The following is a 13,870-nucleotide window of genomic DNA, read 5'->3' on the forward strand; positions in this document are numbered from 1 at the left end:
GCTGCCTGACTCGGCGGCGCAGCCATGCCGAGGGGGAACAGACCCCGCAGCACACTAAACAGGACACCCTGCAGCCCGGCAGCCGGAAAGGCTTCCCGAGCGGCAAACAAAGGAGCACGGCAATGCCCAGAACACCCGGCACACTGGAGAAGATCTTCTATGCGGCGCACGCCTACCTGCCGAGCTACGAGCAAGGCGCCGACCTGATCATCGTCAGGGCCGCGGATGGCCAGCTCTGGGGCCTGGCCTGCGAATTCGATCTGTGCACCCGGGACATCCGGCATGCCACCGTGAGCGGCTCGCAGCCCTTCGATGCAGCCGATCCGAAGTTCGCCGAGGCCCGCTGGCGCCATCACCACGACGACATCGGCCTGCTGCCCGCGAGCTGGGAAGACTTGATGAACGCCGGGTTGGCGGACTGCATCGCCGGCTACCAGCTACAAAGCCAGCTGGGGATCCAGCCCTTCCCCCGGGGTTGAAGGGCTGCATCTAACCGGCGCCCGTTGCGGACGCCGGTCCTGCCACTAGTGACGTGGAATCACGTTGCCCAGGTCGTCGTTGGAGGTGCTCTGCAGGCGCCCGTCACGCAGCCCGGCCACATCCGCGGCCTTCACCGATGCGCCTTGATTGCCCCAACTGCTGCGGATGAAGTTGACCACGTCGGCCACCTCCTGGTCCGACAGCCGCCAGGCGAAGGGCGGCATGGTGAGGGTCGACGGCGCGCTGTGGGTGGCCGGCAGGGTGCCGCCCTTGAGCACGATGTGGATCAGCGAGGTAGCGTCCTCCGATTGCAGCACCGGGTTGCCCGCCAGCGCCGGGAACACCCGGGTGTAGCCATGGCCATCGGTGCGGTGGCAGGCGGCGCAGTTGTCGATGTAGACCGAGGCTCCCGGCTTGCTGTCGTCGCCTTTCCACAGGGCGTCGGCCACCTGCTTGTCGTACTGGTGCGGCTGGTCCTTGGGGTCATTGGCCGGCAGCGACTTGAGGTAGCGGGCGATGGCTGTCAGGTCCTGGTCGGTCATGTACTGCATGCTGTGGACCACCACGTCGCTCATGCCGCCGAACACCGCGCTGCGATCACTGCGGCCGGTCTTGAGGAACTGCACCAGCTGCTCTTCGCTCCAGCTGCCCAGGCCGTCCTTGTGATCGCCGCGCAGGCTCTTGGCGATCCAGCCTTCCAGCGGCGCACTGCCGGACAGGAAGGCACTGCCTTCGCTGGCGCTCAGGGCTTGCTCCTGCATGGTCAGCGCCCGTGGCGTATGGCAGGCGCCACAGTGGCCCAGGCCCTCCACCAGGTAGGCACCACGGCTGATCAGCGGGTCGCTGTCGGCAGCGACGGCGGCCGGCGCCACGCTCGGCGCGAACATCCAGCGCCAGATCGACAGCGGCCAGCGCATGCTCAGGGGCCAGGGAATGTCGCTGTCCTGGTTGTCCCGCACCACCGGCGCCACGCCGTGCATGAAGTAGGCATACAGCGCCTGCATGTCGGCGTCGCTGACCCGGGCGTAGGACGGGAAGGGCATGGCCGGGTACAGGGTGCTGCCGTTCTTGGCCACGCCATGGCGCACGGCCTGGTCGAAGTCCTCGAAGCTGTAGTCGCCGATACCGGTCTTGTCCGGCGTGATGTTGGTGGAGTAGATCACGCCGATCGGGGTTTCCATCGGCAGGCCGCCAGCGAACGGCTTGCCGTCCTTGGCGGTGTGGCAGGCCACGCAGTCACCGGCACGGGCCAGGTATTCGCCTTGCTTGACCAGGGCCTGGTCGACCTCGGCGGCCTGGAGGGAGGCGCTGCCCAGCAGCGCCAGGGTCGCGATAACGAGTGCTTTCATGGTCATCGCTCCTTATGCCTGGACCAGCGGGCCGGGGTTCTTCAGGTACTGCTCGCGGATCGCCCGGGCCGACCAGTAGGTCAGCGCCGCCACCAGGCCGGTGGGGTTGTAGCCCAGGCCCTGGGGAAAGGCCGAGGCCCCGGGCACGAACACGTTGTGCACGTCCCAGCTCTGCAGGTAGCGATTCAGGGCGCTGGTCTTGGGGTCGGTGCCCATGATCGCGCCGCCGTTCAGGTGGGTGGTCTGGTAGGACGCCGTGTTGAAGTGCTCACCGACCTTCTTGCCCAGCAGCGCAATGGCCTTGGGGTTCATCGCCTGGGCGATCTTGCCCATCTTCTCCACCATGAAGCGGTTCATCTTGATGTCGTTTTCCTGCCAGTCGAAGGTCATTCGCAGCAGCGGCAGGCCGTAGGCATCGCGGTATACCGGGTCCAGGTCCAGGTAGTTGCCCCGGTAGGACTGGTGCGCGCCGTGGGCGTCCATCGACACCTGGTGGGTATAGTAGTCGGCCGTGGCCTTTTTCCAGGCACTGCCCCAGGCTGGGGTGCCCGGCGGGTTGGAGGTGCCGGCGATGGGCCGGCTGCCGGCCTGGTTGACCCAGAACGGTGAGCCACCGACGAAACCATGGGGGCCGTGGTCGAAGTTGTCGGCGTTGAAGTCGTCCACCGCCACGCCGTTGCCGCCGGCGCCGATGAAGTTGTTGGTGTGCACGTCCTTGTCGAAGTAGGCCTTGATGGTGGCCATGTTCTGGTAGGCGAAGTTCTTGCCCACCACGCCTTCGCCGGAGATCGGGTCGTAGGGCTTGCCGATGCCCGAGAGCAGCATCAGGCGCACATTGTGGAACTGGAAGGCGCCGAGGATCACCAGGTCAGCCGGTTGCTCGATCTCGCGGCCCTGGGCGTCGACGTAGGTGACGCCAGTAGCCAGGGTCTTGCTGCTGTCCAGGTTGACCTTGAGCACATGGGAATTGGCCCGCAACTCGAAATTCGCCAGCGGCTTGAGGGCCGGCAGGATATTCACGTTGGGTGAAGCCTTGGAATACATGTAGCAGACGTAACCACTGCAGAACCCGCAGAAATTGCACGGGCCCATCTGCGCGCCGTAGGGGTTGGTGTAAGGCCCCGAGGTGTTGGCCGACGGCAGGTTGTAGGGTTTGTAGCCCACTTCATTGGCCGCTTTCTGGAACAGCTGCGCCGAATGGGTGTTCTTCTGCGACTCCAGCGGGAAGTGATCCGAGCGATCCGGCGCGTAGGGGTTGCCACCCTTGCCTTCGCCCACCAGCTGGCCCTTCACGGTCCAGGCCTGGCCCGAGGTGCCGAAGACCTTTTCCGCATAGTCGAAGAACGGCTCCAGCTCTTCGTAGGTGACGCCGAAGTCCTGGATGGTCATGTCCTTGGGGATGAAATTCTTGCCGTAGCGCTCTTCATAGTGGCTGCGCATGCGCAATTCGATGGGGTCGGCGCGAAAGTGCACGCCGGACCAGTGCAGGCCGGCACCACCCACGCCATTGCCCGGCAGGAACGCGCCCAGTTGGCGGTTGGGCAGGGCCACGTCGTTGACGCTGTGACGGATGGTCACCGTCTCCTTGGAAATGTCCTGGAAGAGCTTCTTGCGCACGCTGTAGGTGAGCTCGTCGATCACCTGGGGATAACTGCCGTCCGGGTAGGTGTCCTGCATCGGCCCGCGCTCCAGCGCCAGCACGTTGAGACCGGCCTCGGTCAGTTCCTTGGCCATGATGGCGCCGGTCCAGCCAAACCCGACGATCACTGCATCGACCTTCTTCATCACTGTCGCCATGCTCAAGCCCTCTCGCCGCGAATCGATACTGCCGGGAAGGGGTACGGCTCGTTGCGCTCCACCCAATCCATGAAATCGGCGCGGGCGCCGGGAAAGCCGATCAGGGTCCAGCCCACCAGGCCCTTGTTGCCACCGTGGATCGGGTCGCTGAAGAAACCCTCCTTGGTGTTCTGCAGCAAAAGATTGAAAAACAGCTTGGCCGGGACCGTGTCGAACTGCGGGGCGCCAGCCTCCAGCTGCTTGAGCAATTCATCTCGGGTAGCGCTGTCTTGCGCAGCAAAAGCTTGGCCCTTGAGGTCTTTGCACCAGGCATCCGTGGCGGCGATACCCAGGCGATAGATCTCCTTGGGCACCAGCTTGCTCTGCCAGCCCATCTCCGGCGCGGCATCGGCCTTGAACGGACCCTGCATGTACCACAGGGCGCCTGCGGCGTAGGGCGTGTTCATCTGCCGGTCGATGTATTCCGGCACGCCGGCTTCCAGCGCGCCCGGGCCCATGTCGTCGGCCGGGATCAGGCGCTCCACCGCCGCCTTGATGAAGGCCCATTCCTCGGCGCTGAAGTAGGTGGGTTCATAACCGGCACCGCTGCTGGGCAGCTTGTTCGGCACGCCAGGCTTGGCCGGGGCGGCCGCCTCGGGCGCGGCTGCCAGCATGCTGCTGCCCAGCCCGGTACTGGCCACGGTGACCACCGGGATCAAGGTCAGGGATTTACGCAAAAACTCACGCCGCGGGTTGTCTCGATCTTGATCAGACATGGGTACACCTCATCAGGCATTGATGGACTTCAGCCGCGTCATGGCGCGACTTTGTGTTTTGGCAACGCAAAAAGCCGGGCAAAACCCGGTTTTATGAACACATCAGCAAACAATAGTTACAAATGATAGCAGGCTAAGCATCCAGGTAAATCGTTTCAGCTTGAAAAAAAAGATCAGGCGACGCAAAAAAGACCGGATCAGAACAGCTTCACGATTCTTTGACGCAGGCCTCACGGGGCATTGACCGGCACAGGCCGAGACTGCCGGCCATCGATCCCTCATCCGTGACCGTCCATGTCGAGAACACGCTTGCTTCCCGCTCTTTGCCTGGCCTTGCTGGCCCTGCTTGCCCCTCTGGCGCAGGCCGCCGACCGCCCCGAGCATTGGGCCCAGCCGGTGGAAAAGCAGTACAACCTGTACCAGATGTCACCCACCCTGTATCGCAGCGCGCTGCCGGACCAAGGCGCCGTGCCGTTGCTGGAGAAGCTCAAGGTGGGGACGGTGATCAACTTCCTGCCCGAGTCGGACGCCAACTGGCTGTCGGTGCCGGGCATCCAGCAGGTGCAGTTGCCTTACCGCACCAATCACGTGGATGACGCCGATGTGCTCAAGGCGTTGCGCGCGATCCAGACCGCCGAAGCCCAGGGCCCGGTGCTGATGCACTGCAAGCATGGCTCGGACCGCACCGGCCTGATGTCGGCGATGTACCGGGTGGTGGTCCAGGGCTGGAGCAAAGAGGAAGCCTTGAGTGAAATGACCCAGGGCGGATTCGGCGACAGCGCCCACTTCAAGGACGGCATTCGCTACATGATGCAGGCCGATGTGGAGAAGCTGCGCACGGCACTGGCCAACGGCGATTGCAGCACCAGTGTGTTCGCCACCTGTTCGGTACGCAGTTGGTTCGAGACGGTGAGCGCCGGCAAGCCGGCGAACTGATTGCGAGGCGGGATAGACCTGTAGGAGCCAAGCTTGCTCGCGATGAAGGTGCCGCGATGTGTCCGACACACCGCTATCGCGCGCAAGCTGCGCTCCTACAGGAGTTCCCGGTTACCCGGGTTCGTCGGTTTTCTTCTTCAACTTGGGGTTGGGGAAGAACTGCACCGACTGCACCTTCACGTCCGCCGCCTTGAGGGCCGCGGTATTCACCCGCGTGCTCAATTCCTTGGGCACCGACAGGCCTTGTTCATTCAAGGTGTCGGCGTAACCGCAGGCCACGCACTCGCGGTGGGGCACGTCGTCCTCGCTCCACATCATCAGCTTGTCCTGCTCACTGCACGCCGGGCAGACCGCACCGGCGATGAAGCGTTTCTTGGTCTTCACGGGGGCTTCACTCATGCTGCCGCGTCCTCGCTGAGGCCGCTGTGGCGCAAGAGTGCGTCAATCGACGGGGCCCGTCCGCGGAAATCGACGAACAGCACCATCGGCTCCTGGGAACCGCCACGGGCCAGGATCGCCTCGCGGAAGGCACGGCCGGTCTGGGCGTTGAGCACACCTTCTTCCTCGAAGCGCGAGAAGGCGTCGGCCGACAGCACTTCGGCCCACTTGTAGCTGTAGTAGCCCGCGGCATAACCGCCGGCGAAGATGTGGGCGAAGCTGTTGGCGAAACGGTTGTAGGCCGGTGGACGCATCACCGAAACCTCGTCGCGCACGCCTTCGAGCACCTGCAGCACGCTGCGGCCATCACCATGGGTGGCGTGCAGTTCGAAGTCGAACAGCGAGAACTCCAGCTGGCGCACCATCATCAGCCCGGACTGGAAGTTCTTCGCCGCCAGCATCTTCTGCAGCAGGTCCTGGGGCAACGGCTCGCCGCTTTCGTAGTGACCGGAGATCAGCGCCAGGCCTTCCGGCTCCCAGCACCAGTTCTCCATGAACTGGCTCGGCAACTCCACCGCATCCCAGGCCACGCCATTGATCCCGGACACGCCGGCATGCTCGATACGGGTCAGCAGGTGATGCAGGCCATGGCCGAACTCGTGGAACAGGGTGGTGACTTCATCGTGGGTCAGCAGCGCCGGCTTGCCGGGGGCGGCCGGGGTGAAGTTGCACACCAGGTTGGCCACCGGGCTCTGCAACTCGCCACCCGCGGTGCGGCGACGGTCGCGGGCACCGTCCATCCAGGCGCCACCGCGCTTGTTGGCGCGGGCATACAAGTCGAAGAAGAACCGGCCCACGTGCTGGCCGTTCTCCTTGATCTCGAACAGGCGCACGTCCGGGTGCCAGGCGTCGAAGCCCTTCTGCTCGGCGATCTCGATGCCGTACAGGCGCTGGACGATGGCAAACAGGCCGGACAGCACCTTGTCGATGGGGAAGTAGGCCCGCAGGGCTTCCTGGGACACGCTGTAGCGCTGCTCGCGCAGCTTCTCGCCATAGAAGCCGCTGTCCCAGCTTTGCAGGTCAGGGCAGCCCTGTTCGGCGGCATAGGCCTTGAGCTGCGCCAGGTCCTGGGCGGCGAACGGCTTGCTGCGCGAGGCCAGGTCCCGCAGGAAACCCAGCACCTGGTCGCTGGACTCGGCCATCTTGGTGGCCAGGCTCAGCTCGGCGAAGCTGGCAAAACCCAGCAGCTTGGCCAACTCCTGGCGCAAGTCGAGGATTTCCTGCATCACCGGACCGTTGTCGTGCTGGCCGGCGTTGGGGCCCTGGTCGGACGCCCGGGTGCAGTAGGCGGCGTAGACTTCTTCACGTAGGTCGCGGTCCTGGGCGTAGGTCATCACCGCGTAGTAGCTGGGGAACTCCAGGGTGATCAGCCAGCCTTCCAGGTCCTTGGCCTGGGCGGCGGCGGCCATCTGCGCCTTGGCCGAGTCGGTCAGGCCGGCCAGGGCCGCTTCGTCGGTGACGTGCTTGGTCCAGGCCTGGGTGGCATCCAGCAGCTGGTTGGAGAAACGGCTGCCCAGTTCGGACAGCTTGCTCTGCACTTGCGCATAGCGCTGCTGCTGCTCTGGCGGCAGGTCGATGCCCGACAGGCGGAAGTCGCGCAGGGAATGTTCGAGGATGGTCTTTTGCGCCACATCGAAACCGGCCGCTTCCGGGCCCTTGGCCAGGGCGTCGAACGCCTGGAACAGCTCGCGGTTCTGGCCCATTTCAGTGGAGTAGGCGCTCAATGCCGGCAGGCAGGCCTCGTAGGCCTCGCGCAGTTCGGCGCTGTTGCACACAGCATTGAGGTGGCTGACCGGGCTCCAGGCGGCGCCCAGGCGATCGTTGAGCTCATCCATGGCCAGCACCAGGCCGGCCCAGGTCGGGGCAGTGGCCTGGGTCTTGAGGATTTCGGCGATGGCGGCGCGGTTGTCAGCCAGAATCTGTTCGATGGCCGGCTGTACATGTTCGGCACGGATCGCCGAGAACGGCGGCAGGTCGTAGGGCTGCAGAAGAGGGTTGTTCACACTCACGGTGGGCACCTTGGCTGGAAGAAACATTGAGCCATCTTAATTACAATCGACCGCAACCGCAGCTATAGCCCCCATTAATAAATCTCTGAGAGGCACCCGCACTTGGCCATTCGTACCTACCAGGACCACACGCCGCAGTTGGGCGAACGGGCCTTTGTCGACCGCTCGGCGGTGGTCATCGGCGACGTCGAAATCGGCGCCGACAGCTCGATCTGGCCCCTGACCGTGATCCGCGGCGACATGCACCGCATCCGCATTGGCGCGCGCACCAGCGTGCAGGACGCCAGCGTGCTGCACATCACCCACGCCGGCCCGTTCAACCCCGACGGATTCCCGCTGCTGATCGGCGATGACGTGACCATCGCCCACAAGGTCATGCTCCACGGTTGCAGCATCGGCAGCCGGGTATTGGTCGGCATGGGCAGCATCGTCATGGACGGCGCGGTGGTAGAGGACGACGTGATAGTCGGTGCCGGCAGCCTGGTGCCACCAGGCAAGCGCCTGGCCAGCGGCTTTCTCTATGTCGGCAGCCCGGTGAAGCAGGTGCGGCCACTGACCGACAAGGAGCGCGCGTTCTTCACCTACAGCGCCGGCAACTATGTGAGGCTCAAGGACCAGCATCTGGCCGAAGGCTACGACCAGCCCTGATCAACCGTTGCACAGCCCAGGAATTCCCATGCATTACCAAAGCGTATTGTTCGACCTCGACGGCACCCTTACCGACCCCCGCGAAGGCATCACCCGCTCGATCCAGTTCGCCCTGGGCAAGCTGGGCATCGACGAGCCGGATCTGAGCAAGCTGGAGCCCTTCATCGGCCCGCCGTTGCTGCAGGCCTTCATGCAGTTCTATGGCTTCGACGAGGCCCGGGCCTGGGAGGCGGTGAATTTCTATCGCGAGCGCTTCAAGGTCACCGGCCTGTATGAAAACCGCGTCTTCGATGGCGTCACCCCGCTGCTCGAGACCCTTGGCGGCCAGGGCCGGCAGCTGTACATCGCCACCTCCAAGCCCTGGGTGTTCGCCCGGGAAATCGCTCGCCACTTCGATTTCGCCAAGCACTTCAAGGTGATCTACGGCAGCGAGCTGGACGGCACCCGCACCGACAAGGTCGAGCTGATCGCCCATCTGCTGGAACAGGAACAGCTCGACCCGGCCAGTACCCTGATGATCGGCGACCGCAAGCACGACCTGATCGGCGCCCGGCGCAACGGCCTGGACGCGGCAGCAGTGGGTTACGGCTTTGGCAGCCATGAGGAACTGAGCGCCGAGGCACCGGCCTATCACTTCCAGACCCTGGAGCAACTGCACCAGGCGTTCCTGCAGCGCTGAGCCGAGCGCATCGCGGGCCAGCACGCCTACCCCGTAGGAGCGAGGCTTGCCCGCGATAGTGCCTTTGCGGACACATCCCGCAGCACAGATACACCCCGTCTCTGCCTCCTTCGATCTAGCCTGGAAACATGATCAAGGAGGATCGACCATGCCTGACAAACCCCACGCCCATCGCCTGCGCATCGGACGCTATTCCCGATCCGGCCACATCTATGTCCTCACCTCTGTCACCCGGAACAGAGAACCGCTATTCGACAATTTTCAAGCGGGCCGCCTGGCAGTAGCGGCTTTCAAGCAGGCCGAACAGGAGCAACTCGTTAGTTCATTGGCCTTTGTCGTCATGCCCGATCATTTTCACTGGTTGATCGAGCTGGACCGCACCACGCTACCCGTGCTGATGGGCAGAACTCGCTCGCGCATTTCCGTAGCGTTGAATCGTCAGCGGCGGCGCAAAGGGGCAGTGTGGCAACGTGGTTACCATGATCGGGGCATTCGTCGGGAAGAGGATGTACAGGCCATTGCACGGTACATCGTGGCCAATCCCTTACGCGCGGGGCTGGTAAAGCGGGTTGGCGACTACGCGCTTTGGGATGCGATCTGGGTTTGACGATTCGGCCTCATCGCGGGCAAGCCTCGCTCCTACGAAAGCAAATGTATTCCTTGGGGTTCTGCTAGGCGCCAGCCATCAAGGCTTTCAGCGCCGCCTTGCGCTGTTCGGCAGGCTGGCCACCGAGCTGCTCCACCGCCGCGTAGAACGCCGGCCAGTCGCCGTGCACCGCCTTGAACAACGCAGCGAAGGCCGGCACCCACTGGTCATACAGGCCGAAAGGCAACAATCGGGCGTTGTTCAGCGGGGCGTTGATCCAGGCGTCGTAGCGGTTGGAGCCGGCCCACTGGCTGTCCCGCAGCTGACGATAGTCCTGGCGCATCCGCTCGAACTCCAGGGCCTTGCGCTGGCGCATCTGTTCGGCGGGCAAGGGCAGGGCATAGAGCTGCTCCAGGCGCTTGCGGGTGTCGAGCACCAGCTGGGTGAACTGGTCGCGCTGACCCAGTTCACCCTCGGTAGCCGGCGGCAACCCGCGATAGCTGCGCCACTGGCGGGTGCCTTCCTGCTCGACGAAGGTGGCGAAGGACTCGTTGAACTCGGTGTCGTCCTTCACATAGAAGCGCTGGTGGGCCAGCTCATGGAAGATCAGGGTGGCCAGGCGTTCGTCGCCCCAGTGCAGCATCGAACTGATGATCGGGTCGTCGAACCAGCCCAGGGTCGAGTAGGCCTCCACCCCGCCGATGCTCACGTCCAGGCCCTTTTGCTGCAACAGCGCCGCCTCGCCCCGGGCCGCTCCCTGGCTGTAGTAGCCGCGGTAGGCCACGCATCCGGCGATGGGGAAACAGTGGGTTTGCGCAGCCAGGGAAAACTCCGGAGTCGCGAACACATTCCACACCACGTAGGGCCTGCCGATATCGACATACAGCCGATAGCTGCGGTTGTCCGGCAGGTGCAGGTGCGTGCTGGCGAAGGTCCGCGCCTGCTGCGACTGGGCGAGATGGGCCCGCAGGGTGGGGTCGCGGGAAGGGTCGGCCAGCACTTGGGCCACGGGCGTGCGGGCCCGTAGCAGCTGCAACTGGCCGCCGGCCAGCTGGCTGTAATAGCCGGCGCTGGAGCAACCGTTGAGCAGCAAAAGCATCAGGGACGGAAACAAAAAGCGCAAAACGCGATCAAGTACCCCATGGCTTGGACACGGCCTATTCAAATCGAATCATCCAGAGAGAGTCTGCCCGCAAGACTATCTCGCCTGCCTGGAGTTTCGCCATGCGCGTGTTGCTGCTGACCACCGGACTGCTGGCCCTCAACGGCTGCGCCAGCCTGCCCGATCCCGACCCGGCGCAAGCCTGGATCGACCTCGCCCCTGCGGGGGAGACCACCCTGCAAGCCGTGGAAGTGGACGCCAAGGGCGCCGCGGACCCGCGCTACTTCCAGGTGCCGCCCGGCACTCACGAGCTGACCCTGCGTTACCAGTTCGCCGTGGCCCCGGGCAACATCGGCGCCGACGTCGAGGAGCCGCTGTGGCGCGACTGCCAGTTGAACGTGAAATTCGCCGGTTTCAGCGCCGGCCAGCGCTACCAGGTACGGGCCGGCAACATCGGTTTCCATCCCTGGGCCAGGCTCTACGACGAACAACACACCCTGCTGGGCAAGGCACAACCGGCAGGCTGCCAGCGCAGTTGATCGGCGCTATGCTGGAGCCCCTTCGCTGACCTGGCCCCTTGTTCATGCGCCTGCAACTGCTGCTCCTCGCCCTTGCCACCCTCACCGCCTGCAGCACGCCGCTGCCCGGCGTCGACCCGCAACAGGCCTGGATCGACCTGGCCACCCCGGCGCCAGGAGGCCGGCTGCTGATGGCCGAGCGCCTGGACAACCAGCGCCTGAACGACGGCCGGTTCTTCCAGGTCACCCCCGGCAGCCATGAGCTGATGGTGCGTTTTGACTTCGAGGTGTTCGCCGGTGGCATGGGCATGACCACTGACCCGCAGGAGCGTCTGTGCTACCTGAGCCTGCGCTACGACCACTTCCAGGCCGGCCAGCGCTACCGGCTGGAGGCCCGCAACCTGGGGTTCACGCCCAGCGCCAGGCTGTACAACGCCCAGCGCGAGATCGTCGCCGAAGAACGCATGGTCAACTGCGTACCCTGATCGGGTTCAGCGATCGTTCTTCTGGTAGATGATCTTCTTGGTGCCGTTCTCGCAGCTGCCCACCACCATGTTGTTGTCGTGGACCTCGTCGTTGGCGACGATTTCCAGGGTGTAGGAGGGCACGCCCTGGGCCTGGATCTTGGCTTCGATCTCGGCCTTGAGTTCCTCGCAGGGCTTGGGCGCGGCCAGTGCCGATGTGGCCAGCGCACAACTTGCTACCGCCAAGGCTAAACGTTTCATGATTTCAGACTCCCTTGCTGCGGCGCGTGCGAACGCACACTCAAGCCGCAGTCAGGTATTCGACCACATTTTCCACAACCCCGTTCTGAACTGCCTCACAGCCGCGGATATCGGCCGTGCCGGCCCCGGGCAGGAGCCGGCGACTGCGGTCAACCGACCAGCGTGGCATCCAGGGTGATGCTGGCATTGAGCACCTTGGACACCGGGCATCCTTCCTTGGCCTTGCGGCTCAGCTCATCGAACTGCTGCTGGCTGGCCCCCGGGATCCTGGCCTTGAGCACCAGGTGCACCGCCGTGATGGCAAAGCCGCCATCGACCTGGTCCAGGGTCACTTCGGCCTGGGTATCGATGCTCTGGGCCTTGAGCCCAGCCTCGCCGAGGATCATCGAGAACGCCATGGAAAAGCAGCCGGCATGGGCCGCGCCGATCAGCTCTTCAGGATTGGTGCCCTTGCCGCCTTCGAAGCGCGCGGTGAAGCCGTAGGGCGCATCACGCAGGACGCCGGTTTCGGTGGAAATCGAGCCGATTCCGCTTTTCAGGTCGCCTTCCCAATGGGCTGAAGCCTTTTTCTTGATAGCCATCTGTCTCTCCTCGTAGAAACGGTGCGGACGCGCACCACAATGATTTCCTGCCTCTCAAGGGTTCTGAGGACAGAGGCCACGGCAAAGTTCAGCCGGTTTGGCCGGCCATTTACCCGACAATTTCACTCAGGCTATTGAAACTCGGGTATATGCCCACATTGCATAGGTCTGACTTACAGATTGCGGCAGGTTTTGCGTCCGACAAAAGCCTGCACACCCAAGGAGAAGCAGGCTTATGAAACCGCTGTCCGCTGTGAAATTCTCGACCCTCGACCTGGTACCGGTGCGTGAAGACGGTAGCCCGGCCCAGTCGCTGCACAACTCCCTGGACCTGGCCCGGCATGTGGAGAAGTTCGGCTACACCCGATTCTGGGTTGCCGAGCACCACAACATGGACGGCATCGCCAGCTCCGCCACGTCGGTGCTGATCGGATACCTGGCCGGTGGCACCTCGTCCATCCGCATCGGTTCCGGCGGGGTCATGCTGCCCAATCACGCCCCCCTGGTGATCGCCGAACAGTTCGGCACCCTGGAAAGCCTCTACCCCGGGCGCATCGACCTGGGCCTGGGGCGTGCCCCGGGCTCGGACCAGATGACCGCCCGGGCCCTGCGCCGCGAACGCTCCGGCAGCGCCGACGACTTCCCCGAGGATGTGGCCGAGCTGATGGCCTACCTCGGCCCGCGCTCGCCGGAGCAGCGGGTGATCGCCATGCCCGGCACCGGCAGCAACGTGCCGGTATGGCTGCTGGGCTCCAGCCTGTTCAGCGCCCAGCTGGCCGGGGAGCGCGGCCTGCCCTACGCCTTCGCCTCGCACTTCGCACCGCGCTTCATGCATGAGGCGATCCGCGTGTACCGCAACCACTTCAAGCCCTCGGCAGTACTCGACAAACCCTACGTGATGCTCGGCGTGCCGCTGGTGGCCGCCGATACCGACGAGCAGGCCGACTACCTGGCCACTTCGGTGTACCAGCGCATCCTCGCGCTGATGCGCGGCCAGAGCCTGGTCCAGCGCAAACCGGTCCAGAGCATGGACGGCCTGTGGCTGCCCCACGAGAAGGAAGCGGTCGCCAGTTTCCTGGGCCTGGCAATGGTTGGCAGCCCGGCGAAGATTCGCGGCAAGCTGGAAGTCCTGATCGAGCAGACCGGTGCCGATGAGCTGATCTTCACCTGCGACCTCTACGAGCATGCCGACCGCCTGCACTCCTATGAACTGCTGTCGCAGATCATGAAGGGCTGATCCGGCGCCGAGCGCCGGGCACAAAAAAGC

The 13,870-nt window shown here is 64.4% G+C and carries 16 protein-coding genes; 8 read left to right on the top strand and 8 right to left on the bottom strand.

Annotated elements, in window-relative coordinates; translation table 11 throughout:
* Nucleotides 1-122: 122 nt before the first annotated feature.
* Nucleotides 123-479: a hypothetical protein gene (locus LGQ10_RS18845; protein WP_226522866.1), complete on the top strand. Its 357-nt coding sequence runs from the start codon at nucleotides 123-125 to the stop codon at nucleotides 477-479.
* Between the two features lie 45 nt (nucleotides 480-524).
* Here the strand turns inward: LGQ10_RS18845 and LGQ10_RS18850 are convergent, their stop codons facing one another.
* The 3 genes from LGQ10_RS18850 to LGQ10_RS18860 are packed head-to-tail and all read right to left on the bottom strand — an operon-like array spanning nucleotide 525 to nucleotide 4,381.
* Nucleotides 525-1,829, bottom strand: a complete 1,305-nt coding sequence (locus tag LGQ10_RS18850; protein WP_058434208.1) for a c-type cytochrome — start codon at nucleotides 1,827-1,829, stop codon at nucleotides 525-527.
* Nucleotides 1,830-1,841: 12 nt separating this feature from the next.
* The gene (locus LGQ10_RS18855) at nucleotides 1,842-3,626 is read right to left on the bottom strand and encodes a GMC family oxidoreductase (RefSeq protein ID WP_058434207.1); all 1,785 of its coding nucleotides are present in this window, start codon (nucleotides 3,624-3,626) and stop codon (nucleotides 1,842-1,844) included.
* A 2-nt stretch (nucleotides 3,627-3,628) separates the two neighbouring features.
* The gene (locus LGQ10_RS18860; protein ID WP_058434206.1) at nucleotides 3,629-4,381 is read right to left on the bottom strand and encodes a gluconate 2-dehydrogenase subunit 3 family protein; all 753 of its coding nucleotides are present in this window, start codon (nucleotides 4,379-4,381) and stop codon (nucleotides 3,629-3,631) included.
* A 294-nt stretch (nucleotides 4,382-4,675) separates the two neighbouring features.
* Between LGQ10_RS18860 and LGQ10_RS18865 the strand changes: the two genes are divergently transcribed.
* The gene (locus LGQ10_RS18865) at nucleotides 4,676-5,317 is read left to right on the top strand and encodes a dual specificity protein phosphatase family protein (protein WP_226522867.1); all 642 of its coding nucleotides are present in this window, start codon (nucleotides 4,676-4,678) and stop codon (nucleotides 5,315-5,317) included.
* 111 nt (nucleotides 5,318-5,428) lie between these two features.
* Here LGQ10_RS18865 and LGQ10_RS18870 read toward each other — a convergent pair whose 3' ends face one another.
* Both LGQ10_RS18870 and prlC read right to left on the bottom strand, forming a co-directional pair.
* Nucleotides 5,429-5,716: a YheV family putative zinc ribbon protein gene (locus tag LGQ10_RS18870; RefSeq protein ID WP_058434204.1), complete on the bottom strand. Its 288-nt coding sequence runs from the start codon at nucleotides 5,714-5,716 to the stop codon at nucleotides 5,429-5,431.
* Entirely contained in the window at nucleotides 5,713-7,764 is a 2,052-nt protein-coding gene (gene prlC / locus LGQ10_RS18875) for an oligopeptidase A (protein WP_226522868.1), read from the bottom strand. The genes LGQ10_RS18870 and prlC overlap by 4 nt, the downstream gene beginning before the upstream one ends.
* Before the next feature lie 102 nt (nucleotides 7,765-7,866).
* Here prlC and LGQ10_RS18880 point away from each other — a divergent pair, with 102 nt between their 5' ends.
* The 3 genes from LGQ10_RS18880 to LGQ10_RS18890 all read left to right on the top strand — a co-directional run bounded on the left by LGQ10_RS18880 (nucleotide 7,867) and on the right by LGQ10_RS18890 (nucleotide 9,698).
* The gene (locus tag LGQ10_RS18880) at nucleotides 7,867-8,412 is read left to right on the top strand and encodes a gamma carbonic anhydrase family protein (protein ID WP_226522869.1); all 546 of its coding nucleotides are present in this window, start codon (nucleotides 7,867-7,869) and stop codon (nucleotides 8,410-8,412) included.
* Between the two features lie 28 nt (nucleotides 8,413-8,440).
* Complete coding sequence (locus LGQ10_RS18885; protein ID WP_058438539.1) at nucleotides 8,441-9,091, top strand: HAD family hydrolase; 651 nt, start codon at nucleotides 8,441-8,443, stop codon at nucleotides 9,089-9,091.
* 148 nt (nucleotides 9,092-9,239) lie between these two features.
* Nucleotides 9,240-9,698 (top strand): REP-associated tyrosine transposase, encoded by a 459-nt coding sequence (locus tag LGQ10_RS18890; protein ID WP_058438541.1) that lies wholly within the window; start codon nucleotides 9,240-9,242, stop codon nucleotides 9,696-9,698.
* A 64-nt stretch (nucleotides 9,699-9,762) separates the two neighbouring features.
* Here the strand turns inward: LGQ10_RS18890 and LGQ10_RS18895 are convergent, their stop codons facing one another.
* The gene (locus tag LGQ10_RS18895; protein WP_226522870.1) at nucleotides 9,763-10,842 is read right to left on the bottom strand and encodes an aminopeptidase; all 1,080 of its coding nucleotides are present in this window, start codon (nucleotides 10,840-10,842) and stop codon (nucleotides 9,763-9,765) included.
* A 59-nt stretch (nucleotides 10,843-10,901) separates the two neighbouring features.
* On the opposite strand from LGQ10_RS18895, the gene LGQ10_RS18900 reads away from it, so the two are divergent.
* Nucleotides 10,902-11,318: a hypothetical protein gene (locus LGQ10_RS18900; RefSeq protein WP_058436205.1), complete on the top strand. Its 417-nt coding sequence runs from the start codon at nucleotides 10,902-10,904 to the stop codon at nucleotides 11,316-11,318.
* 44 nt (nucleotides 11,319-11,362) lie between these two features.
* On the top strand, nucleotides 11,363-11,782 hold the full coding sequence (locus LGQ10_RS18905; RefSeq protein ID WP_226522871.1) for a hypothetical protein: 420 nt from the start codon (nucleotides 11,363-11,365) through the stop codon (nucleotides 11,780-11,782).
* A gap of 6 nt (nucleotides 11,783-11,788) precedes the next feature.
* Here the strand turns inward: LGQ10_RS18905 and LGQ10_RS18910 are convergent, their stop codons facing one another.
* Entirely contained in the window at nucleotides 11,789-12,022 is a 234-nt protein-coding gene (locus tag LGQ10_RS18910; RefSeq protein WP_058436207.1) for a DUF1161 domain-containing protein, read from the bottom strand.
* A gap of 149 nt (nucleotides 12,023-12,171) precedes the next feature.
* Nucleotides 12,172-12,603, bottom strand: a complete 432-nt coding sequence (locus tag LGQ10_RS18915) for an OsmC family protein (protein WP_058436208.1) — start codon at nucleotides 12,601-12,603, stop codon at nucleotides 12,172-12,174.
* Between the two features lie 235 nt (nucleotides 12,604-12,838).
* Here LGQ10_RS18915 and LGQ10_RS18920 point away from each other — a divergent pair, with 235 nt between their 5' ends.
* Nucleotides 12,839-13,840 (top strand): LLM class flavin-dependent oxidoreductase, encoded by a 1,002-nt coding sequence (locus LGQ10_RS18920; RefSeq protein WP_226522872.1) that lies wholly within the window; start codon nucleotides 12,839-12,841, stop codon nucleotides 13,838-13,840.
* Nucleotides 13,841-13,870 lie beyond the last annotated feature (30 nt).

Origin of the sequence: Pseudomonas sp. L5B5, from assembly GCF_020520285.1 — a bacterium.
GTDB lineage: Bacteria > Pseudomonadota > Gammaproteobacteria > Pseudomonadales > Pseudomonadaceae > Aquipseudomonas.

Bases quoted from the DNA above. Each gene is read 5' to 3' on its own strand.
- LGQ10_RS18845 (WP_226522866.1), top strand. From the start codon at position 123: ATGCCCAGAACACCCGGCACACTGGAGAAGATCTTCTATGCGGCGCAC.
- LGQ10_RS18850 (WP_058434208.1), bottom strand. From the start codon at position 1,829: ATGAAAGCACTCGTTATCGCGACCCTGGCGCTGCTGGGCAGCGCCTCC.
- LGQ10_RS18855 (WP_058434207.1), bottom strand. From the start codon at position 3,626: ATGGCGACAGTGATGAAGAAGGTCGATGCAGTGATCGTCGGGTTTGGC.
- LGQ10_RS18860 (WP_058434206.1), bottom strand. From the start codon at position 4,381: ATGTCTGATCAAGATCGAGACAACCCGCGGCGTGAGTTTTTGCGTAAA.
- LGQ10_RS18865 (WP_226522867.1), top strand. From the start codon at position 4,676: ATGTCGAGAACACGCTTGCTTCCCGCTCTTTGCCTGGCCTTGCTGGCC.
- LGQ10_RS18870 (WP_058434204.1), bottom strand. From the start codon at position 5,716: ATGAGTGAAGCCCCCGTGAAGACCAAGAAACGCTTCATCGCCGGTGCG.
- LGQ10_RS18885 (WP_058438539.1), top strand. From the start codon at position 8,441: ATGCATTACCAAAGCGTATTGTTCGACCTCGACGGCACCCTTACCGAC.
- LGQ10_RS18890 (WP_058438541.1), top strand. From the start codon at position 9,240: ATGCCTGACAAACCCCACGCCCATCGCCTGCGCATCGGACGCTATTCC.
- LGQ10_RS18900 (WP_058436205.1), top strand. From the start codon at position 10,902: ATGCGCGTGTTGCTGCTGACCACCGGACTGCTGGCCCTCAACGGCTGC.
- LGQ10_RS18905 (WP_226522871.1), top strand. From the start codon at position 11,363: ATGCGCCTGCAACTGCTGCTCCTCGCCCTTGCCACCCTCACCGCCTGC.
- LGQ10_RS18910 (WP_058436207.1), bottom strand. From the start codon at position 12,022: ATGAAACGTTTAGCCTTGGCGGTAGCAAGTTGTGCGCTGGCCACATCG.
- LGQ10_RS18915 (WP_058436208.1), bottom strand. From the start codon at position 12,603: ATGGCTATCAAGAAAAAGGCTTCAGCCCATTGGGAAGGCGACCTGAAA.
- LGQ10_RS18920 (WP_226522872.1), top strand. From the start codon at position 12,839: ATGAAACCGCTGTCCGCTGTGAAATTCTCGACCCTCGACCTGGTACCG.